The organism is Roseibium sp. TrichSKD4 (genome assembly GCF_000148725.1).
In the GTDB taxonomy this organism is placed as follows: Bacteria; Pseudomonadota; Alphaproteobacteria; order Rhizobiales; family Stappiaceae; genus Roseibium.
In genome coordinates, this window is the sequence record NZ_GL476320.1 from 849,301 (window position 1) to 875,466 (window position 26,166).

General features: G+C 54.6%; 23 protein-coding genes and 1 pseudogene. 18 read left to right on the forward strand and 6 right to left on the reverse strand.

Annotated elements, in window-relative coordinates:
* The first annotated feature begins 17 nt into the window (after positions 1-17).
* A complete protein-coding gene (locus TRICHSKD4_RS24745; protein ID WP_009760000.1) occupies positions 18-2,756 on the forward strand; it encodes an SPOR domain-containing protein in 2,739 nt (912 codons plus the stop codon).
* A gap of 60 nt (positions 2,757-2,816) precedes the next feature.
* Here the strand turns inward: TRICHSKD4_RS24745 and TRICHSKD4_RS24750 are convergent, their stop codons facing one another.
* A complete protein-coding gene (locus TRICHSKD4_RS24750) occupies positions 2,817-3,827 on the reverse strand; it encodes an alpha/beta hydrolase family protein (protein ID WP_009760001.1) in 1,011 nt (336 codons plus the stop codon).
* Between the two features lie 115 nt (positions 3,828-3,942).
* On the opposite strand from TRICHSKD4_RS24750, the gene nagZ reads away from it, so the two are divergent.
* The 11 genes from nagZ (at position 3,943) to TRICHSKD4_RS31840 (ending at position 14,028) form a co-directional block, all read left to right on the forward strand.
* Positions 3,943-4,962 (forward strand): beta-N-acetylhexosaminidase, encoded by a 1,020-nt coding sequence (nagZ, locus tag TRICHSKD4_RS24755; RefSeq protein WP_009760002.1) that lies wholly within the window; start codon positions 3,943-3,945, stop codon positions 4,960-4,962.
* Positions 4,963-5,007: 45 nt separating this feature from the next.
* A complete protein-coding gene (locus tag TRICHSKD4_RS24760) occupies positions 5,008-5,820 on the forward strand; it encodes a ScpA family protein (RefSeq protein WP_009760003.1) in 813 nt (270 codons plus the stop codon).
* On the forward strand, positions 5,810-6,508 hold the full coding sequence (gene scpB / locus TRICHSKD4_RS24765) for an SMC-Scp complex subunit ScpB (RefSeq protein WP_009760004.1): 699 nt from the start codon (positions 5,810-5,812) through the stop codon (positions 6,506-6,508). The genes TRICHSKD4_RS24760 and scpB overlap by 11 nt, the downstream gene beginning before the upstream one ends.
* A 5-nt stretch (positions 6,509-6,513) precedes the next feature.
* The gene (locus TRICHSKD4_RS24770) at positions 6,514-7,653 is read left to right on the forward strand and encodes an ABC transporter ATP-binding protein (RefSeq protein ID WP_009760005.1); all 1,140 of its coding nucleotides are present in this window, start codon (positions 6,514-6,516) and stop codon (positions 7,651-7,653) included.
* 130 nt (positions 7,654-7,783) lie between these two features.
* A complete protein-coding gene (locus TRICHSKD4_RS24775; RefSeq protein WP_009760006.1) occupies positions 7,784-8,023 on the forward strand; it encodes a twin-arginine translocase TatA/TatE family subunit in 240 nt (79 codons plus the stop codon).
* Positions 8,024-8,075: 52 nt separating this feature from the next.
* The gene (gene tatB / locus TRICHSKD4_RS24780; RefSeq protein WP_009760007.1) at positions 8,076-8,510 is read left to right on the forward strand and encodes a Sec-independent protein translocase protein TatB; all 435 of its coding nucleotides are present in this window, start codon (positions 8,076-8,078) and stop codon (positions 8,508-8,510) included.
* On the forward strand, positions 8,507-9,304 hold the full coding sequence (tatC, locus tag TRICHSKD4_RS24785) for a twin-arginine translocase subunit TatC (RefSeq protein WP_009760008.1): 798 nt from the start codon (positions 8,507-8,509) through the stop codon (positions 9,302-9,304). Before tatB ends, tatC begins: the two co-directional genes overlap by 4 nt.
* A 66-nt stretch (positions 9,305-9,370) precedes the next feature.
* Positions 9,371-10,648, forward strand: coding sequence for a serine--tRNA ligase (gene serS / locus TRICHSKD4_RS24790; RefSeq protein ID WP_009760009.1), 1,278 nt, complete (start codon positions 9,371-9,373; stop codon positions 10,646-10,648).
* 1 nt (position 10,649) lies between these two features.
* Positions 10,650-11,408, forward strand: coding sequence for a 5'/3'-nucleotidase SurE (surE, locus tag TRICHSKD4_RS24795; protein ID WP_009760010.1), 759 nt, complete (start codon positions 10,650-10,652; stop codon positions 11,406-11,408).
* A 28-nt stretch (positions 11,409-11,436) separates the two neighbouring features.
* The gene (locus TRICHSKD4_RS24800) at positions 11,437-12,126 is read left to right on the forward strand and encodes a protein-L-isoaspartate(D-aspartate) O-methyltransferase (protein ID WP_009760011.1); all 690 of its coding nucleotides are present in this window, start codon (positions 11,437-11,439) and stop codon (positions 12,124-12,126) included.
* Between the two features lie 108 nt (positions 12,127-12,234).
* Entirely contained in the window at positions 12,235-14,028 is a 1,794-nt protein-coding gene (locus TRICHSKD4_RS31840) for a LysM peptidoglycan-binding domain-containing M23 family metallopeptidase (protein WP_050763528.1), read from the forward strand.
* Between the two features lie 29 nt (positions 14,029-14,057).
* On the opposite strand, the gene TRICHSKD4_RS24810 is transcribed toward TRICHSKD4_RS31840, so the two are convergent.
* Positions 14,058-14,927, reverse strand: a complete 870-nt coding sequence (locus tag TRICHSKD4_RS24810) for an ATP-binding protein (RefSeq protein WP_040617401.1) — start codon at positions 14,925-14,927, stop codon at positions 14,058-14,060.
* Between the two features lie 241 nt (positions 14,928-15,168).
* Here TRICHSKD4_RS24810 and yajC point away from each other — a divergent pair, with 241 nt between their 5' ends.
* From yajC to TRICHSKD4_RS24835, 5 genes and pseudogenes are all read left to right on the forward strand, one after another.
* On the forward strand, positions 15,169-15,504 hold the full coding sequence (yajC, locus tag TRICHSKD4_RS24815; protein WP_009760015.1) for a preprotein translocase subunit YajC: 336 nt from the start codon (positions 15,169-15,171) through the stop codon (positions 15,502-15,504).
* 83 nt (positions 15,505-15,587) lie between these two features.
* On the forward strand, positions 15,588-17,198 hold the full coding sequence (gene secD / locus TRICHSKD4_RS31845; RefSeq protein ID WP_009760016.1) for a protein translocase subunit SecD: 1,611 nt from the start codon (positions 15,588-15,590) through the stop codon (positions 17,196-17,198).
* A gap of 15 nt (positions 17,199-17,213) precedes the next feature.
* A complete protein-coding gene (gene secF, locus TRICHSKD4_RS31850; RefSeq protein WP_009760017.1) occupies positions 17,214-18,173 on the forward strand; it encodes a protein translocase subunit SecF in 960 nt (319 codons plus the stop codon).
* Positions 18,173-18,546: pseudogene (locus tag TRICHSKD4_RS24830) on the forward strand (Mth938-like domain-containing protein). Before secF ends, TRICHSKD4_RS24830 begins: the two are co-directional and overlap by 1 nt.
* A 26-nt stretch (positions 18,547-18,572) precedes the next feature.
* Positions 18,573-19,424, forward strand: a complete 852-nt coding sequence (locus TRICHSKD4_RS24835; RefSeq protein ID WP_009760020.1) for a phytoene/squalene synthase family protein — start codon at positions 18,573-18,575, stop codon at positions 19,422-19,424.
* A 10-nt stretch (positions 19,425-19,434) separates the two neighbouring features.
* Here the strand turns inward: TRICHSKD4_RS24835 and trmFO are convergent, their stop codons facing one another.
* The 4 genes from trmFO to uvrA all read right to left on the reverse strand — a co-directional run bounded on the left by trmFO (position 19,435) and on the right by uvrA (position 25,009).
* Positions 19,435-20,847, reverse strand: a complete 1,413-nt coding sequence (gene trmFO / locus TRICHSKD4_RS24840; protein WP_009760021.1) for a methylenetetrahydrofolate--tRNA-(uracil(54)-C(5))-methyltransferase (FADH(2)-oxidizing) TrmFO — start codon at positions 20,845-20,847, stop codon at positions 19,435-19,437.
* A gap of 293 nt (positions 20,848-21,140) precedes the next feature.
* Positions 21,141-21,290 carry a DUF1127 domain-containing protein gene (locus tag TRICHSKD4_RS29745; protein WP_009760022.1) on the reverse strand — a complete coding sequence of 50 codons (150 nt, stop codon included), beginning with the start codon at positions 21,288-21,290 and terminating at the stop codon, positions 21,141-21,143.
* Between the two features lie 421 nt (positions 21,291-21,711).
* The gene (locus TRICHSKD4_RS29750) at positions 21,712-21,861 is read right to left on the reverse strand and encodes a DUF1127 domain-containing protein (RefSeq protein ID WP_009760023.1); all 150 of its coding nucleotides are present in this window, start codon (positions 21,859-21,861) and stop codon (positions 21,712-21,714) included.
* Positions 21,862-22,075: 214 nt separating this feature from the next.
* Entirely contained in the window at positions 22,076-25,009 is a 2,934-nt protein-coding gene (gene uvrA, locus TRICHSKD4_RS24850) for an excinuclease ABC subunit UvrA (protein WP_009760024.1), read from the reverse strand.
* 456 nt (positions 25,010-25,465) lie between these two features.
* Between uvrA and TRICHSKD4_RS24855 the strand changes: the two genes are divergently transcribed.
* Positions 25,466-26,029, forward strand: coding sequence for a single-stranded DNA-binding protein (locus TRICHSKD4_RS24855; protein WP_009760025.1), 564 nt, complete (start codon positions 25,466-25,468; stop codon positions 26,027-26,029).
* Positions 26,030-26,166: the final 137 nt, after the last annotated feature.

Here is a 26,166-nt window from a genome sequence, read left to right on the forward strand (position 1 = left end):
CGGCTTACAGATCGTCGATGGTAAAAGAATTCGGAAGACCTTCTCACGACTCCGCAGCTGCTTCCGATAGCGGCGACGGTGAAACGCGCGATGCGCTGGATGATCCGCTTCTGGAACTTGCACGGATCGTGCACAAGAACAATCAGACGGGGGAGCCAGTGACAAGCAACCGTGTCGGAAGCACCGATTACTTCGCCGATCTGGAAGATGTCGTTCCAGGCTTCACGCGCGACGACCAAAAGACCAAACAGCCTTCGCAAACTGAAGGCCGTGTCGAACCTAGTTTCGGGTTTTCCAGCACTCCGGCTGAAAGCGCGGCGTCCACGCAGGGTCCGGCTCCGTCACAAAGCCCGTCTACTCCTGCAGAGCCAAATGTTAGCCATGCATCCGTTTCACCTTTCCCAGGACTGGCGAAAGAAGAGCCAGCTGCGAGTGTAACAGCGCCTTCAGCTGATGACTTTTCGGTTTCGGATAACTTCATAGCTGAATTTGAAGCCAGCTCAGCGCCTGTTACGAGTGTGCAGTGGCCGTCTGGCGGGAATGATTTTGACGCAACATCGTCGGATACAGGCCGTGCACCGAATATTCAGTTATCTCCGGAAGACCTGCTCGGCGGGGATGAAGCTGAAGATCAAGCCTCAGGTTTTGCCGAACCTCAGTCTCCGAGTGCGGCTTCGCCTGTGTTCCAATCTCCGATTTCTCAATCCCCCGACCTAACACAAGCCCCCGAAGCCGACCCCCTTATACTGCGTGAGCCTGTGTCACGTGAGCCGATGATGCAGGCGGCCAATGATGGTTTGAAGAGCGCCGGTTTCTCTCCATCTCAGGATTTGCAACAAAATTTGGAGCAAAATCTCGAAAGTGAGTTGGAAGATGAGCTGATTGGGGCATTTCGCCAATCATTCGATCCATTTGACCCGCAACAAGCATCCGCAACTGTTGAGGAAAAGACCGAAGACAAAGCACCGATGGCTGCGCAGCCACCAGTCGTGCCACCGCTTGAGATCCCGAATTCAACTGTGACAGCGCCTAAGTTTGCGCAAAGTGTTCCGACACCAGATGCTCATCCAGAAGGCGCACCTGCATCCGGACCTCAGGGCGATCCTTTGGACGTGTTGGCGCGCATGGCGAGCCAGCCGGCACCGTTTGATACGGCGTCCGCTGACACAGAAACTCGCGACGTTGAAACCGAGATTGAACCTGTAGCGTCTCCAACGCCTGTGTCCACTTTTTCAGCTGCGCCGACAATTGGCCTGCAGGCCATGCAGGAAGAGCTTCTTACAAAGCCGACGGATAGCGTTGGTGCGCCCTCAACTCAGTTAGATGATAACGATGACGGGCTTTTCGGAGAGCCGACCGTCGCGTCTCAATCTTCACTGACCGCCGATTTCGCTGCGCCACGTTTCGATACGGCGTCTTTGAATGCTGCGTCGTCCGTTCAGAAGTCTCCTGTACCGACGCAATCCGACGATATTGACGACATGGCTTGGCCAGCTGCCGCTGCTGCTGTGCCACAAATTGATGAGGACGAGACACGGCCACCGCCAGAAGGGTATGATCTGGATGCAGTGGCGAAAGCAATGCAGGAGAGTGATCCGAGCCTCGATGGCTCAGGTGTCCTTCCTCCTCATCCTCCTGCGCAGCAACAGGCAGTTTCCGCCGAAAAGCCGAAGTCTAAGAAGGCGATGCTTGCTGCGGCTGCCGTTTTGGGAGTTGCTGTTTTGGGCGGCGGTGCGTTCATGTTCATGGACAGTGGCGGCATTGAAGCGCCAACCGGTGCGCCGCCAATCATTGCAGGTCTGCAAGGTCCGCTAAAGGTTTTGCCTGAAACGAGTGCCAATAACGCAGGGACCGATGGTTCCAAGCTTATCTATGATCGGGTTGGGGGGACGGAAGATACATCCCGGGAACGTTTGGTTGTGCAAGACACACCAGAACCTGCAGCACTGCCACCGGCTCCGCAGACAGGCTCTGATCCTTTGGTGCCGGGCACCCCAAAGCGTGTTCGTACGGTTATCGTAAAGCCTGACGGAACAATTGTTCCAAGCGGTGGATCGCAAACCACGAAACCACGGGTTATCAGCACGGTTCCAGTCACTGTAAATCCGGATACACCTGCTGCGCCTGCACCGGCCGTTCCTCAGCCGGCTGAGCCGACAACAATTGCTCAGCCAAGCGGGAACGAGACGAACCCTGCACCAGCCCCGGCCCAGCCGACAACGGTCGTGACAACACCTGTTGTTGTGAACCCTGGAGCAGAGGGGCAGGATACCGCATCGACGGCAACACCTGCGCCTGAAACGCAAGGGACACAGACTGATGCGCCGACAATCAGTGTTACGCCGCGCCGGAAGCCACCGGCACCAGTTCGTGTGGCAACAGCGCCTGTGACGACAACACCGGTTCAAACGCGACCTGTTCAGAACTCAGGTCCTCTGGATTTGTCCAATCCCGGCCCAGCACCGGTTCAGACACAAACTCCAGCGACATCCGGCGGTACGATTGCCAGCGGCACCTATATTGTCCAAGTGACATCACAGCGCTCTGAGGCCGCGGCACGCAATGCCTATCAAGGCCTGCAGCGCCGGTATCCTGGTGTTCTTGGCAATGTGAATGCGGTTATTGTTCGCGCAGATCTCGGAGATCGCGGAACTTTCTACCGTGCTCGCATTCCGGCCAATTCGCGTGGTGCGGCGTTCAATTTGTGCGAAAGCCTGAAATCTGCTGGCGGTGACTGCTTCGTTCGCCAGAACTAAATTTAATGCGACTTTTGATCTACTAAACAAGCCGCCCTAGTTGGGCGGCTTGTTTGTTCGTTAGATGAGCGCTTTTGCAAGGAACGGAAGGCTCAAGTCCATTCGATAATCAATTGACGAATGGTTGTCGTTGAATTCCTGATAAACGTGTTCAACCCCTGCGGTGGACAGCTTTTTGGTTAATCGCCGTGCGCCATAGACCAGATTATATTGGTCGACATCGCCGCAATCGATCCACAGTCCCTTGAGAGATTTAAGCGCGCCCGTGTGATCCTCGACCATGTGAACCGGATCCCACTTGATCCACGCTTGCCAACGCTCCTCATCAATTTCGCAAGTTTCATAATCTACAGGAAGCCTGATACCACAAAAAACAGAAGGATCCGGATCAGGATCATACGTTGCGGCCATGGCAAAGGTCATCAGATCATGAAATGCACTGCCGGAGTATTTGGGGCCTTTTTCGAAATCGGTCACAAAGGCCTCAACAGAGCCTTTGCGGGCAATCGCCCGAAGCGCGCTCGGCATTTCGGGCAAGTAACACAGCTCAAAAGCCATGTCTCCGGAATGACAAGCCGCCGCTGACCAAACATCCGCATGCTTCATGGCGTGCACCATGGAGCCATATCCGCCGGACGACTTACCAAATACACCGCGTTTTCCAGGGCCGCCGCAGCCAAAGGCGCTTTCCACCGCTTCCAGCATGTCCGTGGTCAGCCAGGTGGCCCAAGGCCCCATGGAGAGGCTGTCGATATATTGATTGCCGCCTAGCCGCGTGAAGCAATCAGGAAAAGCGATGGCAACCGGGGGAAGGGTGCCTTCATGAATCAGGCGATCAGCCCGTTCCGGAACATTTTCGCCGAAATTTTTCCAATTGGTATGGGCTGGGCCACCTGACGTGTAGCCAACCAGATCGACCAACAGAGGAAGTCCTTCGCCAGTGTGTCCGTGAGGAATATAGATGATCACATCGCGTGTGCTGCTGTCGCCCAGACGATTTTCGGCGAGAATGTCGGACTGGATGGTCAGCCGATGCAGGTCTCCTGCGGGGATATCCGGGCGTGCACGCATAAATCGTCTCCTGATGACTTGAAAGCTGTGCCTTTCATTGCAAAGCCTAGTGGAGCAGTGCAAGAGGTGATTTCCTTGTTGGGGAAACACAAGCCATCGGGAGGCCCCTTCGGTTATGACAAAAGCCTTTATCAGCGGGTGTGCGGCCCACGCCTTGTCCGACGAAGAAATTGCTTTCTTCAAAGCTGAAGATCCGTGGGGGCTTATCCTTTTTCGCCGGAATATTGAGACGCCGGAACAGGTGCGGGCATTGACGCAAGCCTTTCGCGATGCCGTTGGTCGCGCCGATGCACCGGTTCTGATCGATCAGGAGGGGGGACGGGTGCAGCGACTGCGCCCACCGCATTGGCCCTCCTTTCCGCCACAAAAGCTGTTCGGTGATCTTTACCAATCCGACCCTGGCAGGGCGCGAGACGCAGCAAAACTTGGCAGCCGCTTGATTGCTCATGAATTGCGGGGTGTTGGGATCACCGTGGACTGTCTGCCTTGTCTTGATGTGTCCTTTCCCGAAACCGTCGATGCGATTGGTGATAGATCTTTGTCCGCGGACCCGAATGTCGTGGCTGACCTTGGCAGGTCAGTTGCAGATGGATTGCTGGAAGGTGGGGTTCTGCCCGTGGCCAAGCATATTCCGGGGCATGGGCGCGCGCAGGTGGACAGTCATCTTGATCTACCGCACATTGCTGCAAGTGCAGGCGAACTTGCGGAAGTAGACTTCAAGCCGTTTTTGGCTCTTGCTGATCTTCCATTCGGTATGACCGCTCATCTGCTTTATCAGGACCTCGATCACGATACACCGGCAACCCAAAGCCAAAAAATTATTCAGGATGTAATTCGAAAGACCATCGGTTTTGACGGCTGTCTGCTCTCTGATGATATCTCCATGAAGGCGCTGGGTGGGGATATGTTGGATAGGGCACGAAAAACCTTTGCTGCAGGTTGCGACATTGTGCTCCACTGCAATGGTGAGATGCAGGAAATGCAGACTGTTGCCGCTGCTGCCCCGAAACTGGAAGGCAGGAGTGCAGAGCGGTGTTCTGCAGCGCTTTCAATGCTTGGCCCTGTTCTTGAAGATTTTGACCGGGACGCAGAGCGCGCGCGGTTCGATCAACTGGTGAGTCCAGTGATCGCCTGAGCATAGTCGCTCTCTTTTCCGCATGTGTCTGGGTTTGGAGTGTTTATGGTCGATAGCGATTTTCATGACTTGTTGGACGGAAAGGAGCCGGACGCAGAGCGTGCGGTTACAGATCCGTTGCTGGTCGTGGATGTCGATGGGTTTGAAGGCCCGCTCGATCTGCTCTTGACGCTTGCGCGAAATCAGAAAGTTGATCTTGCTCGGATTTCCATCCTCGCGCTCGTGGAGCAGTATCTCGAGTTTGTGACAGAGGCGCGCCGAATGCGCCTTGAACTGGCCGCCGATTACCTCGTCATGGCCGCCTGGCTAGCGTATCTGAAATCACGGCTTTTGATCCCTGAACAGAAAGATGATGATGAGCCGACGGGTGAGGAACTGGCCGCAGCACTTGCCTTTCGGCTGAAGCGTCTTGAAGCCATGCGTGAGGCAGCCGACAGGCTGATGGCGCGCAACAGGTTAGGGCGCGACATTTTTGCCCGCGGTGCGCCCGAAACCATGAGTGTTGACCACAAGAGCATTTGGTCCGCAACGACGTATGAGTTGCTCTCTGCCTATGCGACCCAACGCCAGCGAACCTCTGTTACATCTGTGCAGGTGTTGCGTAGAACCGTGTGGTCGTTGCAGGAGGCGCGGGAGTTGTTGGTGAAGTTGATCGGTCGGATCGGGGAATGGGCTCCAATCAACAGCTATCTAAAAGACTACCTTTATGACGATAAGGACTGGGCGACGGTTGTGGCCAGCACGTTTTCTGCAAGCCTTGAAATGGTTCGTGAAGGGCAGGTTGAATTAAAGCAAAGCGAGCCGTTTGCTCCGGTCTATATCCGGGCGCGTGAGCCGGAGGCTGACCATGGAAGTTGAAGACAGTCTCCTTGATATTGGACAGGATGGCTCGCTTGAAGTCTCAACGAGGCCAGACCGTGAGGGCGTTCGGATGGCGGAGGCTTTATTGTTCGCTTCCGCTGATCCACTGTCGCAAGAGGAGCTCTCCAAGCGTCTGCCAAGAGGCACCGATGTTGAAGCAGTGATTGTGGAACTACGCAAAACCTATTCAACACGCGGTGTCAATTTGGTGAATGTGGCTGGCAAGTGGTGTTTCCGGACAGCCGAAGACTTGTCATTTTTGATGAAGGAAAGTCTGGAAGAGCAGCGAAAGCTGTCTCGGGCGGCGCTCGAAACCCTTGCAATCATTGCATATCATCAGCCGGTAACGCGCGCAGAGGTTGAGGAAATTCGCGGGGTATCCACATCCAAAGGGACGCTGGATGTCCTCATGGAAACAAGCTGGATTCGGCTTCGCGGACGGCGTCGAACACCGGGGAGGCCTGTAACCTACGGAACGACCGAGGATTTTCTTATCCATTTTGGTCTGGAGAGCGTAAAAGATCTGCCCGGACTTGAAGAATTGAAGGGTGCGGGACTGCTTGACAGCGCGGTACCATCGTCTTTCATGGTACCTACACCAGATGATACAGAAGAGCTGACCGAGGATGAAGACCCTCTGGACGAAGGCTCCCTGTTTGAAGAGACAGAGGCTCAAGACCCCTGACCGAGATGCCAAGAACGTTTGATCGCCAGTCTTCTGCCACCGCCAATATTGAAGGTGCGGGGCCGAGATGGGGTGCGCGTGGAACAGCCGGAGCAACATTTGCTGCCGGACTGACATTTCAGAACATCAGCCATGACTATGATGGCAATACATCGGTTGAAGACCTGACCCTTGATGTGGCTCCGGGCGAGGTGCTTTGCCTTTTGGGGCATTCCGGATGTGGCAAAACCACCTTGATGCGGATCGCAGCTGGCGTTGAACGCCAAAACGGTGGCAGCGTCATGATCAATGGCAAGGAAGTTGCGGGCCCCAATAGCTTCTTGCCACCCGAAAAGCGCGGTGTTGGCCTGATGTTTCAGGACTATGCCCTGTTTCCTCACATGACGATCAAGGCAAATGTCATGTTTGGTTTGACAAACATGCCGAAGAAGGATGCCGAGCAGGTGGCGCATGCGGCCTTGCGGCGTGTGGGGCTTGATGGCTACGCGGATGATTATCCACATGCTTTGTCGGGCGGCGAGCAACAACGGGTCGCGCTTGCCAGAGCGATGGCGCCGCGTCCAGGCATTTTGCTCATGGACGAGCCGTTTTCCGGTCTCGATAGCCGTTTGCGCGATACGGTGCGCGAGGAAACCATCTCTATTTTGCGAGAAACCCGCGCCACATGTATCATCGTGACCCACGATCCGGAAGAGGCCATGCGGATGGGAGACAAGATCGCTCTCATGCGCAAAGGACGGCTTGTTCAACACGGCACGGCAGATGATCTGTACAACCATCCGAACAACACATTTGTTGCTCGGTTCTTCTCTGAAATGAACCAGTTCTCTGGTGTTGTGACGTCAAACGGTATTGAGACACCTCTTGGCGTCATTCCTGCAGGCGATCATCAACCGGGAACCAGAGTTGAGATTTGCGTGCGGCCACAGGGTGTGATGGTAAACTCTCCAGATGTTTGCGGCGTCATTGGCCGGATTTCGGCAAAACGGTTTGTTGGCGAGGTGGATCTGGTGTCATTGATCGTTGATGGACTGGATGAACCGGTGAACGCTCGCCTGCGGGCTGGAAGCTCATGGCAAGTTGGACAGGATGTCAGAGTGACGACAGATCCCAAAGATGTCCTTGTATTTCCGGCTGACAAATAGCATGTAAGACAAAATGGCCTTTAAAAAGCCTACGCCCATCGTTGCATGACAGCGTGTGTTGCGGCGGCCAAGGCTTTTTTGTACAAGGGAAATTGGGCCGCAAGAGCCTACACAATTGGGAGTTTGGCGTATGGGCATTAGTGTTTGGCAGATCTTGATCATTGCCGTGGTCGTTGTTCTGCTGTTTGGGCGCGGCAAGATTTCTGAGCTGATGGGTGACGTCGCTAAGGGAATCAAGAGTTTCAAAAAGGGCATGGCCGAAGACGACGATGCTCCTGCTGCAGCCAATGAGCCCGCGAAAACCATTGATCATCAGCCGTCCGAAAGCGTGGCGTCCGAAGAGACCAAAGATCAGTCGAAGGCTGGCTGATCCGGGCGTTTTTTGCGCACGGTTCAGTAACCCCTAACACGGCGGATCGACCATGTTCGATATCGGATGGACAGAGCTCATGGTGATTGCCTGTGTGGCAATCATCGTGGTGGGTCCGAAGGATTTGCCTCGGATGCTCCGGACACTTGGCCAGACAATGGGCAAGGTGCGGCGGATGTCCCGTGAATTTCAGTCCACATTCAATGATGCTTTGCGCGAAGCAGAGCAGCAAGCCGATATTGCGGACATGAAAAAGCAGGTTGAGTCGGTTGGAAACTTCAATCCGCTCGGCGACTTGAAAAAATCTATCGAGGACGACTTCAAGGGTAAGACAGAAGATAAGCCGAGCGAGCCGAAGTCTGACACTGCACCGTCAAGCGAGCCAGCCAAGCGGGCTGCGGATGAAGTTGAGGCACCTGCGGTCGCGGCTGCCGTTGAACGTTCCCAAGCCTCCAAGACGCCGGTCTCAGAAGAAAACAAGGCATGACCCAGGAAGATATCGAGTCCTCAAAGGCGCCTCTCATCGAGCACCTGATCGAGTTGCGCCAACGGCTGATGTGGTCGATTGGGGCCATCCTGGTGATGTTTGTGATCTGCTTCTATTTCGCGACAGACATTTACAACATCCTGACGGTTCCTTATCTGCGCGCTGCACCGGATCCGGATGCGGTGAAGATGATCTTCACTGCCCCGCAAGAGTGGTTTTTCACGCAGTTGAAGCTGGCATTGTTCGGCGCGCTGTTTCTGGCGTTTCCTGTTGTCGCTTCCCAAATCTACATGTTTGTAGCACCCGGCCTTTACAGGGAAGAACGTGGGGCATTTCTGCCGTTCCTCGTTGCGACACCGATCCTCTTTCTGATTGGGGCGTGTCTGGTCTATTTCCTCGTTATGCCCATGGCCATGAGCTTTTTCCTCTCAATGGAGCAAAGCGGAGGGGCAGGGCAGGTCGCAATTGAGCATCTTGCCAAAGTCAGTGAATATCTGGGTCTAATCATGATCCTGATCTTCGCATTCGGCCTTGTTTTCCAGTTGCCAGTCGTGCTCACGCTTTTGGGGCGCGCTGGTCTGGCCACCAGTGATGGGCTGAAGAGCAAGCGCAAATATGCAATCGTGGCGGCCTTTGCAGCGGCAGCAATCTTGACACCACCAGACCCGATCTCGCAGATCGGTCTTGCACTGCCAACGCTCCTTCTCTACGAAGTCTCCATCATTTCAGTCAGACTCGTCGAGAAGAAACGGGCCGAACGGGAAGCAGAGAAAGAAGCCGAAGAGGCAAGCTAATCTGCCAGACCCCATGCTCTTGCGGACCGGCGAGATGATAAACCACGCGCCGTTCCGGGAAGCACAATGTTCGATATTAAATGGATCAGGGAAAACAGCGAAGCTTTTGATGCAGCTTTGGCAAAGCGAGGCTATGAGCCGTCCGCTGCCAAACTGATTGCGCTGGATGATGCCCGCCGCAGCCATATTACCAAGCTTCAGGAAGTACAGGAGCGCCGGAACTCTACCTCCAAGGAAATTGGCAAGGCGAAAGCCACCAAGGACGAGGAAAAGGCGCAAGCGCTGATCAATGAAGTCGCCGAAATCAAGGCCTTCATCCAGTCAGGTGAGGAAGAAGAGCGCAAACTGGTCGCGGCTGTCGAAGACGCGATGGCGGTTATTCCCAACCTTCCTCATGACGATGTGCCCGTGGGCGAAGATGAAGCTGACAACGTGCTTTATCGCACGCACGGCGAAAAGCCGACTTTCACTTTCAATCACGCTCCGAAAGAACACTTCGAGCTGGGCGAAGAAAACGGTGGCATGGACTTTTCCACGGCAGCTAATCTTTCCGGTTCGCGGTTTGTGGTGCTGAAAGGCCAGATTGCTCGTCTTGAGCGTGCTCTTGGTCAGTTCATGATCGACACGCATACGCAAGAACATGGGTATACAGAAGTGTCGCCGCCGCTTCTTGTTCACGACAAGCCGCTGTTCGGCACAAGCCAGCTGCCGAAATTTGAAGAAGATCTCTTCAAGACCGGCGACCATTATCTGATCCCAACCGCGGAAGTGCCGCTGACCAATCTGGTTGCCGATCAAATCCTCATTGATGAAGCTCTGCCTGTTCGGGTCAGCGCGTTGACCTATTGTTTCCGCTCCGAGGCGGGCTCTGCCGGTCGCGACACACGCGGAATGCTGCGCCAGCACCAGTTCCAGAAATGTGAGCTGGTTTCGGTGACGAAGCCTGAAGACTCTCTCAATGAGCTGGAACGCATGCTCGGCTGCGCGGAAACAATTTTGCAGAAGCTGGGGCTGCATTACCGCGTCATGACGCTGTGTACCGGCGATATGGGCTTCGGCGCACGCAAGACTTACGACATTGAAGTCTGGCTTCCGGGGCAGGACACATATCGTGAAATTTCGTCCTGTTCGGTCTGCGGAGACTTTCAGGCCCGTCGCATGAATGCTCGTTTCCGTCCGCAAGGCGAAAAACAAACGGTGCATGTTCACACATTGAATGGGTCCGGCATCGCCGTTGGGCGGGCACTGATTGCAGTGCTTGAAAACTACCAAAACGGCGACGGCACCATCACTGTGCCTGAGGTTCTGCGTCCTTACATGAACGGTCTGGAGACATTCGGCTGACATGCGCATTCTGATCACAAATGATGATGGCATTCACTCACCGGGGCTGACGGCGCTGGAGCGGATTGCCCGGACCTTGTCCGACGATGTTTGGACCGTTGCACCTGAAACGGATCAAAGCGGCGTTGCGCATTCCTTGACGTTGAATGATCCATTGCGGTTGAGGCAAGTCGCAGACCGTCAGTTCGCCTTGAAGGGCACGCCAACCGATTGTGTGATCATGGGTGTGCGCAAGGTTTTGCCAGCACTGCCTGACTTAATCCTCTCCGGGATCAATCGCGGACAAAATCTGGCTGAAGATGTCACTTATTCCGGGACTGTAGCCGGAGCTATGGAAGGTGCGATTCTTGGCATTCGCTCCATTGCCGTGTCTCAGGCCTATGATTGGGATACAAAGTCCGAGCCCGTTTATGAGACAGCCGAGCGTCATGCGCCGGAGCTGTTCAAGAAGCTGATTACTTTTGAGACCCCGCGTTACACCTTGTTGAACGTCAACTTCCCGGCCACGGGTCCAGATGGTGTCAAAGGCACGAAAGTGACCGTCCAGGGACATCATGAGCAAAGCGGGCTGATTATTGACGAGCGTACGGACGGGCGCGGCTTTCCCTATTATTGGTTAGGATTTCGGGACCGTGGCAATTCGGTTCTTGGCAATTCCGATCTTCAAGCCGTTCGAGATGGCTATATTTCGGTGACGCCTTTGCGGATTGATCTGACGGCTCATGATATGGTGTCGGGACTTGCTCAGGAATTGAAGTGATTCCTTCGCACCATCCGGAGATACGAGTATGGCTTCGGCCGAACAGGCGTCCCATTTTTTGACTGCTGAACCGCTTCCTGATGAAGCTGAGGCCCGTGCCTCCTTCGTTCTGGGACTGCGTCGGCGGGGCATTGGGGCGCATGATGTGCTCTCGGCCATAGAACGCGTCCCGCGCCGTCTGTTCTTGTCTGCCCGGTTTCACGGTCTGGCTTATGACGATTCAAATCTGCCCATCGAATGTGGGCAGGTTGTTGCCGCACCGTCTCATGTCGCGCATGTGGTGCAAGCACTCTCCATTGCGAAGAAGCACCGGATTTTGGAAATCGGAACTGGGTCCGGTTACCAATCAGCGATCCTCGGGCATCTGGCTGGGCGGGTAGATACGGTTGATCGCTATCAGACCCTTGTGAGTCTTGCCGAGCAACGGATCGCTGCACTGCGCCTTGGGAACGTGTTCGTTCACCATAATGATGGTCTTTCCGGCCTGACGCAAAAGGCACCATTTGACAGAATCATTCTTAATGGGGCTGTGGAAAGCATTTCCGAAGAAATACTGGGGCAACTCGCACCGGAAGCTATTTTAATCGCACCTATCGGTGCGGCAGGTGAACCGCAAGACCTTGTAAAACTGTCAAGAATCAATGGTCAAATTACCAAGGTGAAGATTGGGGTGGTCCGATCCGTGGCGTTGACCGCCGGAAAAGCCCAAAGCCTTTAGGGTTTTAGTTAAAATCCAAATTTGATGCCGGATATTCAGCCTTTATAAACCTAACTGGTCTCTACTCTTAACCATAAGAACTTATTTTAAGTTGGTCAGAGTAGAGCTATGACGAAGCGGAAGCGTATCCTCCGCAGCGACCTTATGTGTAAGGTTGCTCTTGTTTCACTGGTTGCCGGAATGGCTGCAGGCTGCAGTGACGCCGTTGAGCGTCTTGGAGGAGGGCCTGTCTATACTGGTGGAACTGCAAATCAGCGTGAAATTCTGACCGGGTCGGCCAAACAGCCGACTTACGAGGATATCATGTACGGGTCCGGTGGGACGGTTGCCGGTTTGCCTGCCGCCAATTCAGCGCCGGTGACCACTGGTTCCATCCCGACGACATCGTATAAGCCGCCGGTCATTTCAGGCCCGGTTCAGCCGAGCTATCAGCCTGTTCGTCCAACATACCAGCAGCCTCAACCTGTTGCGCAGGTTCAAACCCGTCCGCTGGCGCATATGCCTCAAGCGCCGACTGCGCCTGTCTATGCATCGCGTGTGCCTGTGCCAACACCATCTCCACTTGGTGGTCGTGCGCCGGTTTATGCGCAGCAACAGCCGACATTTACGCCGACGTTTCAGCAGCCGACTTATAACCAGCCGCTGCCAAGCGCGAGCGCTCCAGTTTATACCGGGTTCATACCAACAAGTCCGAACGTGCCGGCAGCCGTCACATCCAATCCGACTGTCTCCAATCCAGTCACCTGGAAGGGGTGGACGTCTGCCGGCGGGACACGTGTTCCGGTTCGCACTGGCGATACGCTGCATTCCATGTCACGCCGCTTCGGCGTTCCGGTGAATGCGGTCGCTGCGGTCAATGGTATTTCTGATCCTTCGCAGGTGCGTGCGGGTCAAACCTTGATCATTCCGACCTATGTGTATTCTTCGCGCAATGGCACAACAGACGCTACGGTGTCTTCCACCTCGCCGGTACGTTTGCCCGCACCGACGAATGCAAATCAGCAATTCTCAACCGGCTCTATCCCGAACCAAATCGTTGCAAATGCGACGGTTCCCGGTCGCAAGCCCGGCGGTTATCAGCCAACGTTTGAGCAAATTGCCAGAGGGCGCTTGCCTACTGCGACGATCCCGGCACAACAGATCGCGCCTCCGACGACGGTTGCAAGTATTACTCAGCCTTATGCAACCAGCTCTGTTGCGCCGCGCCGGAAACCGTTTGCGCATGGTGGATCTCAAGGCATGTCGATTGCCTCGATCTCGTCGCAGCAGTCTGACGACAATTTGACGACGGCTTCGATTTCCGGAATGAGCCGTGCTCCGGCAATTCCGGCGGCTGTCGTTCCTGTTCCGCGTCGCCAGCCTGTACGCAAAATCTCGACAGCGTCTTCGACGGCACCAGCTGTCCCGACACGGACACCGGTTCCAAACAGTATACCTGCACGCAACGCGGAAGCGAAGCCGACGAAACCGATCGGGCGGCCGCAAATTGCAACAGCAGAACCACAGGCAACTGAACCGGCCGGTCCAATGTTCCGTTGGCCTGTGCGTGGGCGAATCATTTCTGAATTCGGTCCAACAGCCGGTGGTGGTCGCAATGAGGGTGTGAACCTTGCTGTTCCAGCCGGAACACCGGTTAAGGCAGCCGCAGACGGTACCGTTATTTATGCTGGCAATGAGCTGAAGGGGTACGGCAACCTGGTTCTTGTTCGTCACGATGACGGCTGGGTCTCAGCCTACGCGCATAACAGCAAGCTGCAGGTGAAACGCGGCGAAACTATTCGTCGGGGGGATGTCGTTGCCAATGCAGGCGCCACTGGATCCGTTTCTCAGCCACAGGTCCACTTTGAGCTGCGCAGAGGCAACAAACCGGTCAACCCGATGCGTTACCTGCCGCGCACCTAAACTCTAAAAAGTGCTATTTGGGCGACGACTTAAATGGACTTGCCCAAACGACCTGCCAGATCCTGAACATATTGATAGGCGACCCGTCCGGACCTGCTGCCGCGGGTTGTTGCCCATTCAAGGGCTTCCGCACGCAATTTTTCAGGCGTGATTTCAAGGCCGTAGTGGCTCACGTAGCCGCTGACCATCTCCAGATAATCGTCCTGACTGCATTTGTGGAAACCGAGCCACAGTCCGAAGCGGTCTGATAGAGACACTTTTTCTTCAACAGCTTCTGCCGGGTTGATCGCTGTTGAGCGCTCGTTTTCGATCATGTCGCGTGGGATCAAGTGACGACGGTTGGACGTTGCATAGAAGATGACGTTTTCAGGTCGCCCCTCAATTCCACCTTCGAGAACGGCCTTTAAGGACTTGTAAGACGTATCATCATTGTCGAACGAAAGATCGTCGCAGAAGATGATAAAGCGGTACTGCGTCTCCCTGATCAAGGTCATCAATGCAGGCAGGCTTTCAATGTCTTCGCGGTGAATTTCGATCAGCTTCAGATTTGTATCACCGCGTTCCTTGTTAATGGCCGCGTGCGCAGCCTTTACCAGTGAGCTCTTTCCCATGCCGCGCGCGCCCCACAGCAGGGCATTGTTGGCTGAAAGACCAGCTGCAAAGCGGCGGGTGTTGTCGAGCAAGATGTCTCTTAACCGGCTGACGGCGCACAGCAGCTCAATATCCACCCGATTTACTTTTCTGACCGGATTGAGTTCGCCAGGGTTTGGAACCCATAAAAACGCTTCGGCACTTTCAAAATCAGGTGATTTTGGCGCACTCGGTACAGCTCGCTCGACCAAGGAGATTAGGGAATCGAGTTTTGCATTCAGTTGGGAAATCGCGTCAGAATCCGGCATTCTTGTCTTGTAACCCCTATCAGTTTGCCCCATTTCAGGGCACATGCAGCTTGGTATTTGCCATATCATGGGGCGAAGGCGTCGAAAACGACTGTTATTCCCAATCCGGTACGGCCCAACCATGCGAGATAGCTTGAAAACCGGCGCGCCACGGTTATAGTCCGCGCCACAGAAAGAAGCCCGCGATCTGGCGCGTGTTCCAACGACACTGCGCCGGAGCGGGCCGTTTAAGGAGAGTTACATGTTTGTCACCCCAGCTTACGCGCAGGCCGCAGGCGGCGCAGGTGGTCCGGATTTTCTGATTTCCATGCTGCCGTTCGTTGCGATCTTCGCAATCATGTATTTCCTGATCATTCGTCCGCAGCGCCAGCGTATGAAACAGCATCAGGACATGGTGGCAAACCTGCGTCGCGGTGACACCATCGTTACCACAGGTGGCCTAATTGGTAAGGTGTCCAAGGTGGTTGATGATGGCGAAGTACAGGTTGAGCTTGGCGAAGGCGTCAAGGTTCGCGTTGTGCGCCAGATGGTTCAGGAAGTGCGTTCCAAGTCCGAGCCTGCCAAGGAAAACGCATAATTACCGCGTTAATCCGCTTGGACCTGACGAAAAGCCGGGTCGATTGGTTCTGATCGACCCGCCCCAATGCACAGGCTTTTAACATGCTCTATTTTGCCCGATGGAAGATCGCCCTGATCCTGGTGGTGGTCACCGCCGGTATCCTCGCAACGCTTCCGAATTTCCTTTCTCAAAAGACGCTGGACAGTTGGCCGGATTTCCTGCCCAAAAACCAGATGGTGCTGGGTCTTGATCTTCAAGGCGGAGCGTACCTGCTCTATGAGGTCGACAAGGAAGATTACATTCAGAAACGGTTGAAGGGCCTTGTTGGTGACATTAGGGCCACTTTGCGAGAGCAGCCGCGTATTGGATATACAGGTCTTGGCGTTCAGGGCGAGGCAGCGCAGGTTCGTATTCGGGATCTGACGAAGCTCGCGGATGCGGAAGAGCGTCTTCAAGACCTGAAGAACCCTTTGGTTTCGAACCTGTTCGCCGGTCAGCCTGTTGATGAATTTCAAATCAATGTCTCTGACGATGGCTTGATCCGGTTCACCTACACAGATGAAGGCTTGGACAACCGGCTTCAGTCGATTGTGCAGCAGTCCATCGAAGTTATTCGCCGCCGTGTTGATGAGCTTGGCACAACGGAACCCAACATTCAGCGTCAGGGGACCGACCGTATCCTCGTGGAAGCGCCGGGCGAGAATGATCCTGAGCGTTTGAAAGACCTCGTCGGGCAAACGGCGCAGCTGACCTTCCACATGGTCGACACGTCCATGTCTGGCGATCAGGCGATGCAATCACGTCCGCCGGTTGGAACAATGGTTGCTTTCTCCATCGACGATCCGCCAATTCCGTATCTTCTGGAAGAAACACCGCTTCTTGGTGGTGAGGATCTGGTGGACGCACAGGTCAGCTTTGACCAGCGCAATAATGAGCCGGTGGTGAATTTCCGCTTTAATACGTCTGGTGCGCGCAAGTTCTCGGTTATCACTCAGCAAAACGTGGGTCGTCCGTTTGCCATCGTGCTGGACGAGGAAGTGATTTCTGCGCCGGTCATCCGCGAGCCAATCACAGGTGGTTCTGGTCAGATTTCCGGAAGTTTCACGGTCGAAGGCGCGAATGACCTTGCGGTTCTGCTGCGTGCAGGTGCATTGCCGGCGAAGTTGACCGTTATCGAGGAACGCTCGATTGGTCCGGGTCTTGGACAAGACTCTATTGAAGCCGGTGAATACGCCTCGATTATCGCAGGTGTGGCCGTTATCGCCTTCATGCTGCTTGCTTATGGACGGTTTGGTGTCATTGCCGATCTGGCGTTGATGGCGAATATCTTCCTGATTTTTGGAGCGCTTACTTTCCTTCAGGCAACGCTCACGTTGCCGGGCATTGCGGGCATCGTTCTGACAATCGGTATGGCGGTGGACGCCAACGTGCTGATCTTTGAGCGAATACGTGAAGAGGCGAGGGCCGGGAGATCGGCTATCACCGCCATCGATGCGGGCTATAAGCGAGCGTTGGGAACCATTTTGGACGCGAACGTGACCACGCTGATTGCTGCGGTCATCCTCTTCCAGTTGGGATCTGGTCCTGTGCGCGGCTTTGCAGTGACGCTCGCTATCGGTATCTTCACCACCGTTTTCTCCGCCTTCACGTTCAGCCGTTTGCTTGTCGCGCTTTGGGTGCGCACCGCACGGCCAACTAAACTACCAATCTAGTCCGGGAGACAGAATATGGCTTTGCTCCGTTTGGTACCGGACAACACAAAATTCCGCTTCATGTGGTTGCGGTCTGTCAGCTTTCCGCTGTCGATTGTCCTTGTCATCGCCTCCATTGCGCTGTTCGTAACAGTTGGCCTGAACTACGGCATCGACTTCAAGGGCGGCACCATTGTCGAAATTAAGACAGAGGGCGCTGCTGATATCGGAAAAATCAGAACTGATCTGGGGACGCTGAACCTCGGGGATGTTCAGGTGCAGCAGTTCGGTGGAGAGGATGAAGTCCTGATCCGCGTTGAGGAACAGCCGGGCGGCGAACTTGCCCAGCAGGCTGTTGTTGGCAAGATACGGACGCTGTTTGCCGAAGACGGCTATGATTTCCGGCGTGTGGAAGTTGTTGGTCCGCGTGTTTCTGGTGAACTTGCGCAAGCTGGTGCGATTGCGGTTGCAGCATCTTTGTTGGCGATCTTGTTCTACATCTGGTTCCGCTTTGAATGGCAGTTCGCGGTTGGTGCGATCCTGACCACGGCGAATGACGTGATCATAACCGTGGGGCTATTTGTGGTCCTACAGCTCGACTTCTCGCTGTCATCGATTGCGGCGGTGTTGACGATTATCGGCTACTCGCTGAACGACACTGTGGTGGTCTATGACCGGATCCGGGAGAACTTGCGCAAATACAAGAAAATGGATTTGCCAGATCTTCTGGATCTTTCCATCAACCAGACGCTCTCACGGACGGTTTTGACCTCTGTCACAACCCTGCTAGCGCTGATTTCGCTTTACGTCTTTGGTGGTGAAGTCATCCAATCATTCACACTCGCGATGATTTTCGGCATCCTGATCGGCACCTATTCGTCCATTTTCCTGGCGGCTCCGTTTCTCATCATCTTGAAGTTGCGCACGGGTGGCACATCTGGTGATGAAGAAGGGGAAGCGTCTTCTGGCGATACCGCAGCTGCTCAGGGAACCTGATGGAAATACGGGATGCACATTTTCCGGGACGGGCGCCGATTGATGCTTATGGCAGTGGCGGCTTCCGTTTCGCGGATATGTCCCACCGTGGTTCCATCTTCACTGTGCCCAGTGGCATTTACGGCTGAGCGCGAATCTCCAGCCGACTTCTCTGTTGAGGCGTTTAATCAATCCTCGCAGAAGCTGCCGATATCGAGGTTCTTCTCGTTGGAACCGGTCCGGATCTGGTGCCGCTGCCCAAAGACTGAAAGAGGCGTTCCGCGAGGCAGGGGTTCTGGCAGATCCAATGTCAACGGGTGCTGCAATCAGAACATTCAATGTTCTGCTGTCAGATGACAGGGCTGTTGCAGCGGCGCTTCTAGCTGTCGACTAAGGGTCTCAAACACGCGAAAGCGGGCGATGAACACGAATTTCGACTATGCAGCCGAGAGTTTGCGGACACTGGACTGGAACCGGTATTTCACTGTCCTTTTTGCAGACAAGGCGCATAGGCCGGGGCTGTTTGCGCTTTACACGTTCAATGCTGAGATCGCGCGCATTCGGCAATTGGTCAGCGATCCGATGCCGGGTGAAATTCGTTTGCAGTGGTGGCGCGACCTCCTGAGCGGTGAGGGGCATGGGGACGTGTCGGCAAATCCGAATGCCGCAGCGCTAAAAGCAACTGTTGAGACTTACAAGCTTCCTGTTCCAGCTCTGGAAGCGATGATCGATGCGCGGGTGTTTGATCTTTATGATGATCCGATGCCGAGCCTCAACGATCTTGAGGGGTATGCGGGGGAAACCACTTCGGCGGTGTTTCAGCTTGCCAGCCTAATCTTGAACAATGGGGAAGATGCGGGAACAGCAACAGTCGCCGGCCATGCAGGCATTGCCTATGCGCTTACCGGGTTGATGCGGGCATTGCCCTATCACGCATCAAGGCGGCAGGTGTTTTTGCCCTCAGACCTTTTAAATCGTCACAATGTTGATATGGAAACAGTTTTTCAGGGCCAGTCTACCCTGGAGCTGTCCTCAGCTCTTTCCGAGCTGCGCGAACATGCACGCCATCATATGAAGCGCGTTCGCGAAAACTTGCATGATGTTCCTGAAAATGTAGCCGCCGCCTACTTGCCGCTGGCTCTCGTTGATCCTTACTTGGTGGAGCTGGAAAAATCATCGGATCAGGCTTTGCAGAGTTTGAGTGAACTCTCCAAACTTCGCCGGCAATGGATTTATTGGCGAAAAGCCCGGAAAGGTCTTTCCGGGCTTTGAGGTTATCAGCTCATTCGGCAGCTTCTGCCGGAGCGAGATCGGCAAACCAGGCTGCAAAATCGGCCTTCGCGCGCGTGGTCATGGCCAGTTTCTTGGCGCGAGATTTGTCTTTTCCCTTGATCCGTTTGCCGTTCTCGTCGGTCTTCGGTGCTTCTACAGGGGGGAACAAGCCGAAGTTAACGTTCATTGGTTGGAATGAGCGCGGCTTACCGCTTTCCTCGTGAACAAGGTGCCCACCGGTGATATGGCTTAAAAGCGCGCCCATGGCTGTTGTCTGCGGCGGTGTTGTAATGGGCTGACCAAGTCGCTCCATTGCCGCAAAAATACCGGTCATGCACCCAACGCTGGCTGATTCCACGTAACCCTCACAGCCTGTGATCTGCCCGGCAAACCGCAGCCGCGGTTCGGCCTTCAGTTTCAGCGTTTCATCCAAGACTTTCGGTGAGTTTAAAAAGGTGTTGCGGTGTAGGCCGCCAAGACGAGCGAATTGCGCATCTTCAAGGCCCGGAATCATCCGGAAAATATCTGCCTGAGCGCCGTAACGAAGTTTTGTCTGAAAACCGACCATGTTGTACAGCGTGCCGAGCGCATTATCTTGCCGAAGCTGCACCACAGCATAGGGCTTCACATCCGGATTGTGCGCATTTGTGAGTCCCATCGGTTTCATGGGGCCATGGCGCAACGTTTCCCGGCCACGAGCGGCCATTACCTCGATTGGGAGACAGCCATCAAAATAGGGCGTGTTTTCTTCCCATTCCTTGAAGTCGGTCGTATCTCCGCTGATCAGAGCGTCAATGAAGGCCTCATACTGGTCCTTGTCCATCGGGCAGTTGAGATAGTCCTTGCCGGTCCCGCCTGGGCCGACCTTGTCGTAACGCGATTGAAACCAGGCTTTTTCCAGATTGACGCTCTCGAAATGAACGATTGGAGCAATCGCATCAAAGAAAGCTAGGGCGTCTTCACCGCTCTTCGCCAAGACAGCTTCCGACAAAGCCGGAGATGTAAGTGGTCCGGTGGCAATGATAACGCTGTCCCAGTCTTCTGGTGGAAGCCCTGCGATTTCCTCGCGTTCAATTGTGATCAGGGGATGGTCTTGGAGCGCTTTTGAAACCGCGTCTGAAAATCCGTCACGGTCCACGGCGAGAGCGCTCCCGGCAGGTACCTGATTTGCATCGGCGCTGGCCATAATCAGAGAACCTGTTTTCCGGAGCTCATTGTGGATCAGACCGACCGCGTTTTGTTCTGAATCATCAGAGCGGAATGAGTTGGAGCAAACCAGTTCTGCCAATCCTTCGGTCTTATGGGCATCAGTTTTGCGAACTGGCCGCATTTCGTGAAGAACAACCGGGATGCCGCGTTTTGCGATCTGCCAGGCCGCTTCCGATCCAGCCAAACCACCGCCAACCACATGGATGGGTTTCATTCTTTTGATCCTTGATGTGTTTTTGGGCAAAGCCCATCCAGCTAACGCTGATAATTGCCCTCCTGATATCAGCTAGATGCGGTGGGCAGCAATGGGTATGAAGCCAGCGGGGCGGGAGAAACTGCTGCTGATTTTTATCAGCGCATAAAGAAAAACACCCACCGGGGGAGGACCGGTGAGTGTTTTTGGTCTGCATCTGGCCATGGTGCAGGCGAATTCAATTCGTCTTCATGGCCGCGGCAGAGGAGAGTGGGCTGCTGGCAGGTGCCGCGCTCATCACCCTCAAGCGCACATTACTTCATCGCGCCGCGTGCAACGGTGGAGATGTCTGCACGGCTGATGCCGAGGTCGTCCAGCTCACGATTGCTGAGGCGGGACAGCTCGTCATAAGTTGAGCGGTAACGTTTCCAGTTTTGGTAAGAGCGTACAACAGAGTCCAACATGGTTAAGGCCTTTCTATCTTATGGCCATGGCACCGCGTGTCGGCGTCTGGCCCGTTCCTTTCGAATGATCATAAGATAAGACTGTTTAAAACGATTAGGTAGTAGGCCTTCTGCAAGTCAGCTCTGCCAAAAATGCAAGTCACCAAATAGTTAATATGGCCTCAGAACCTTGTGCTTCGTCAAAGTTACAACGTGTTTGTTTGCATGTTGCACGAAGTTACACGGCAAGTTGAATTTTCTGGGTGTTTTTATTTGGATTGCAAATTTCTGGTCCAGAAAAACGTCACCCGCCGGTGGGAGGAGGTACCGGCGGGTGACGTTATTCAGAGGCAAGATTGGGAGGAGGAGTTCTTGCCTCAAACGTGTTCTTCGGCTTGGGAGGAGGAGGTAGCCTCGGAACACGATCCTCATATAGTGACGCTTAATCGCTTTTGCGACGGGCCACGAAATCTATTTCGCTGCGAGTAATTCCCAGATCGCTCAGTTCCCGAGGTGACAGGCTGGACAGCTCATCAACTGCTCTGCGAACTTTCTTCCAGTTGTTGTATCTGCGGATAACAGATCCAAACATTTTACTCTCTTGACAGACGGCCAATCTTGCGTGTGGCCCGTTCGTCTTTGCGATGACCAATATCTAGTTCGCGAATTCAAACCTTTGAAGCCCTGCGGGCGCATGTCTGTCATGCATTTTGTGCAATGCATCAAATAAATTTTGGAAAACCGCGAAAAAGACGGTATATACTCGTTAAAAATGAAAGTTTTAAGCCCTTTTGTGCACTGCGGCGTCATTCTGCCGCAGTGACCTTTGCTTGTGGACGGCGTTCCAAAAGTTCTTTCAGGAACTGTCCAGTATAGCTTTCCGGGACGGTTGCAACGTCTTCCGGACGTCCGGTGGCCACGATTGTACCACCTCCGTCTCCACCCTCTGGGCCAAGATCAACAATCCAGTCGGCCGTCTTGATGACCTCAAGATTGTGCTCAATCACCAACACAGAGTTGCCTTGGTCCACCAGTTCATGCAGCACTTCCAGAAGTTTTTCGACATCGTGAAAATGCAGGCCGGTGGTTGGTTCGTCCAGAATATAAAGCGTACGACCTGTCGAGCGGCGCGAGAGTTCCTTCGCCAGTTTGACCCTCTGCGCCTCACCACCAGATAGCGTCGTCGCCTGTTGGCCAACCTTGATGTAGCCAAGACCAACACGGGCGAGTGTCTCCATCTTGTCGCGAACAGCGGGCACAGCTGAAAAGAAGTTGGCGGCTTCTTCAACCGTCATGTCGAGGACATCGGCGATCGATTTACCCTTGAACTGGACTTCCAGTGTTTCGCGATTGTAGCGTTTTCCGTTACAAACATCGCAGGTCACATACACATCCGGCAGGAAGTGCATTTCAATCTTGATGACGCCGTCCCCCTGGCAGGCTTCGCAGCGGCCGCCTTTCACATTGAAGGAAAAGCGACCCGGCGCGTATCCACGGGCTTTCGCCTCCGGCATTCCAGCGAACCATTCACGGATTGGCGTAAAAGCACCGGTGTAGGTGGCCGGGTTGGAGCGTGGTGTTCGTCCAATTGGGGATTGGTCGATATCAATTACCTTGTCCAAAAGTTCCAGCCCGTCAATGCGATCGTGCGGGGCAGGGTTGTCGCGCGCTCCATTCAGCCTGCGCGCCGCGGCCTTGAATAGGGTGTCGATCAGGAACGTTGATTTTCCGCCGCCTGATACACCGGTGACGCAGGTAAAGGTTCCCAAAGGGATATCTACCGAAACGTCTTTCAGGTTATTGCCTCTGGCACCTACCACCGAAAGCTTGCGGGCTTTCTTTGGCTTTCTGCGTTCCTCAGGCTGGGGGATCAATTGCGCACCTGACAGATACTGCCCGGTTAGAGACTTCGGATTTGCCATCACATCTTGCGGTGAGCCCTGCGCAACAATTTGCCCACCGTGAATGCCTGCACCGGGCCCTACATCCACCACATAGTCCGCCGTCAGAACGGCGTCTTCATCATGCTCCACGACAATCACGGTGTTGCCCAGATCGCGAAGGTGTTTGAGCGTTTCAAGAAGGCGCGCATTGTCGCGTTGATGAAGACCGATGGAAGGTTCGTCCAAGACATACAAAACGCCGGTTAAGCCAGATCCGATTTGGGAGGCGAGCCGGATCCGCTGACTTTCACCGCCGGACAAAGTGCCAGATCCGCGGGACAGCGTTAGATACTCAAGGCCAACATCGTTCAGGAATTTCAGCCGTTCTCGGATTTCCTTCAGGATGCGCCCTGCAATTTCCTGCTGCTTGTCCGTCAGCTTATCCGGCAATGTGTCGAACCACGCATTCGCGTCGCGAATGCTCAGCTGTGACGCATGGCCGATGTGCCGATCCGCGATCTTGACGGCAAGCGCTTCCGGCTTCAGGCGATAGCCTTGGCAAGCGGGGCAGGCGTGGTCTGACTGGAAGCGTGACAGTTCTTCGCGAACCCAGGTGGATTCTGTTTCGCGCCACCGGCGTTCAATGTTGCCAATGACGCCCTCAAACGTCTTTTCTGTGCGATAGCTGCGCACGCCATCGTCATAAACGAATTCGATTTTTTGCTTGCCAGTGCCATGCAAGACAGTTTTCTGAAACTCGGTTGGCAGTTCCTTCCATGGGGTCGCCATGGAGATATCATAATGACGGGTAAGGGCCTCGAGAGTTTGCGTGTAATACGGCGAAGTAGAGCCAGTTTTCGCCCAAGGCAGCACAGCACCTTCGCGCAAGGATAGCGTTTGATCTGGCACGACAAGGTCGTCTTCAAAGGCGAGGGTCGTGCCAAGTCCATCGCAGGTCGGGCAGGCGCCGAACGGGTTGTTGAATGAAAACAGACGTGGTTCGATTTCCGAAATTGTAAACCCGGATACTGGGCAGGCGAATTTTTCAGAGAAAATCAGCCGTTCAGGAGCGCCTTTTTCATCCTTTTTGTCCGCGAATTCGGCAACGGCGATGCCGTCTGCTAGTTTCAATGCCGTTTCCATGGAGTCAGCCAGTCGCCCTGCGATATCCTCGCGCACGACAATCCGGTCCACGACAACATCAATATCGTGCTTGAATTTCTTGTCGAGTGCAGGGGCGTCGGCAATTTCATGGAATTCGCCGTCAATCTTGACCCGCTGAAAACCCTTCTTCATGAGTTCGGCGAGTTCTTTTTTGTATTCGCCTTTACGGCCCCGCACGATCGGCGCCAGCAAGTACAGGCGGGATCCTTCTTCAAGCTCCAAAACGCGGTCAACCATCTGACTGACGGTTTGACTTTCAATAGGAAGGCCGGTTGCAGGAGAATAAGGAATACCTACTCTGGCGAACAACAGGCGCATGTAGTCGTAGATTTCAGTGACCGTACCGACTGTTGAGCGTGGGTTGCGCGACGTCGTTTTTTGCTCGATGGAAATTGCCGGGGAAAGGCCGTCGATCTGATCGACATCCGGCTTTTGCATCATTTCCAGAAATTGGCGAGCGTAGGCAGACAGGCTTTCTACATACCGGCGCTGACCTTCAGCATAGATAGTATCGAACGCCAGCGAAGATTTTCCCGATCCGGACAGCCCGGTCATCACGATCAACTTGTCTCGCGGAAGATCCAGATCAACGCCTTTGAGGTTGTGCTCCCGTGCACCGCGAACGGAAATGACACGTGTCGGATCGGCTTCCAGAAGGACCTTCGAAGCTCTGTCTGACTTTTTGGGTGCCATGGGGTAGGTTCTCCGCCCAGTTTACAGTGGTGCCGAAAGGCAGCGTTGGCGCTCCGCATAACAGGAGCACAGCACGTCGATATAGCATTCGGGACCGGTTGTTCCAGTCGGCAAAGCGACTCAATTTTAATCGGATTTTCTGGATCGTATCTAAAACTAAGGAACATAACAAGAACGACGTTGCCTGTGCAGGCGAAAATCATTGCCTATCGTTCGTAAATGTGTAGATTACAGTACAAAGCATGAACATGAAGTCTGGTTGCAGGCCGAAATCTGTGCCGCGCTGTTGCGTCCGATTGTGGAAAAGAAGGAGGAGCGACGGAAAAGGATCGGCGTTGTTCGACGAAGGCGTTAGGTTCGGCATCTGAAGTGCAGCCCTATGGCAGAGGCTGGAAAAATCACGGCATGGCAGTTTGGTCACTTTGACCAGCCATGTTGGACGAACAGGAGCGCAGGATGGCGGGCAGCGTCAACAAAGTAATTCTCGTTGGAAATTTGGGGGCTGACCCGGAAATTCGTCGTACGCAGGACGGGCGCCCGATCGCCAACCTCAGTGTGGCAACCTCTGAGAGTTGGCGGGATCGGAACTCCGGCGAACGCCGTGAGCGTACAGAGTGGCACCGAGTGGTGATTTTCTCCGAAGGTCTGTGCAAGGTGGCAGAGCAGTTTCTACGCAAGGGTTCCAAGGTTTATCTGGAAGGACAGCTGCAGACACGCAAGTGGCAGGATCAGAACGGTCAGGACCGGTATTCCACCGAAGTTGTTTTGCAGGGCTTTAACTCGAATCTGACCATGCTCGATGGCCGCGGCGAAGGTGGCGGTGGTGGCAATCTGCCAGACTATAGCGGCGGTGGGTTTGGCGGAGGTTCTCAAGGCGGCGGCAGCTTTGGCGGCGGTGGTGGCCAGGGTGGCAGTTTCAGCGGGGGCTCCTCCGGTGGTGGATATGGCGGCGGAGGCGGCGGCTTTGGTGGTGGCGGCCAAGGCGGCGGTGGACCGATGGACGACGAAATTCCGTTCTAAGCGGTCCCGAACATGCATTCATGCAAGCAGAGAGAGGTCGGTATTCCCGGCCTTTTTCTTTGTTTATTTTGTCTCGACACTGCTGATTGGCCTTGCAACCTTGCCTTACGGAAGGCAATTTCACCACCGATGATCAC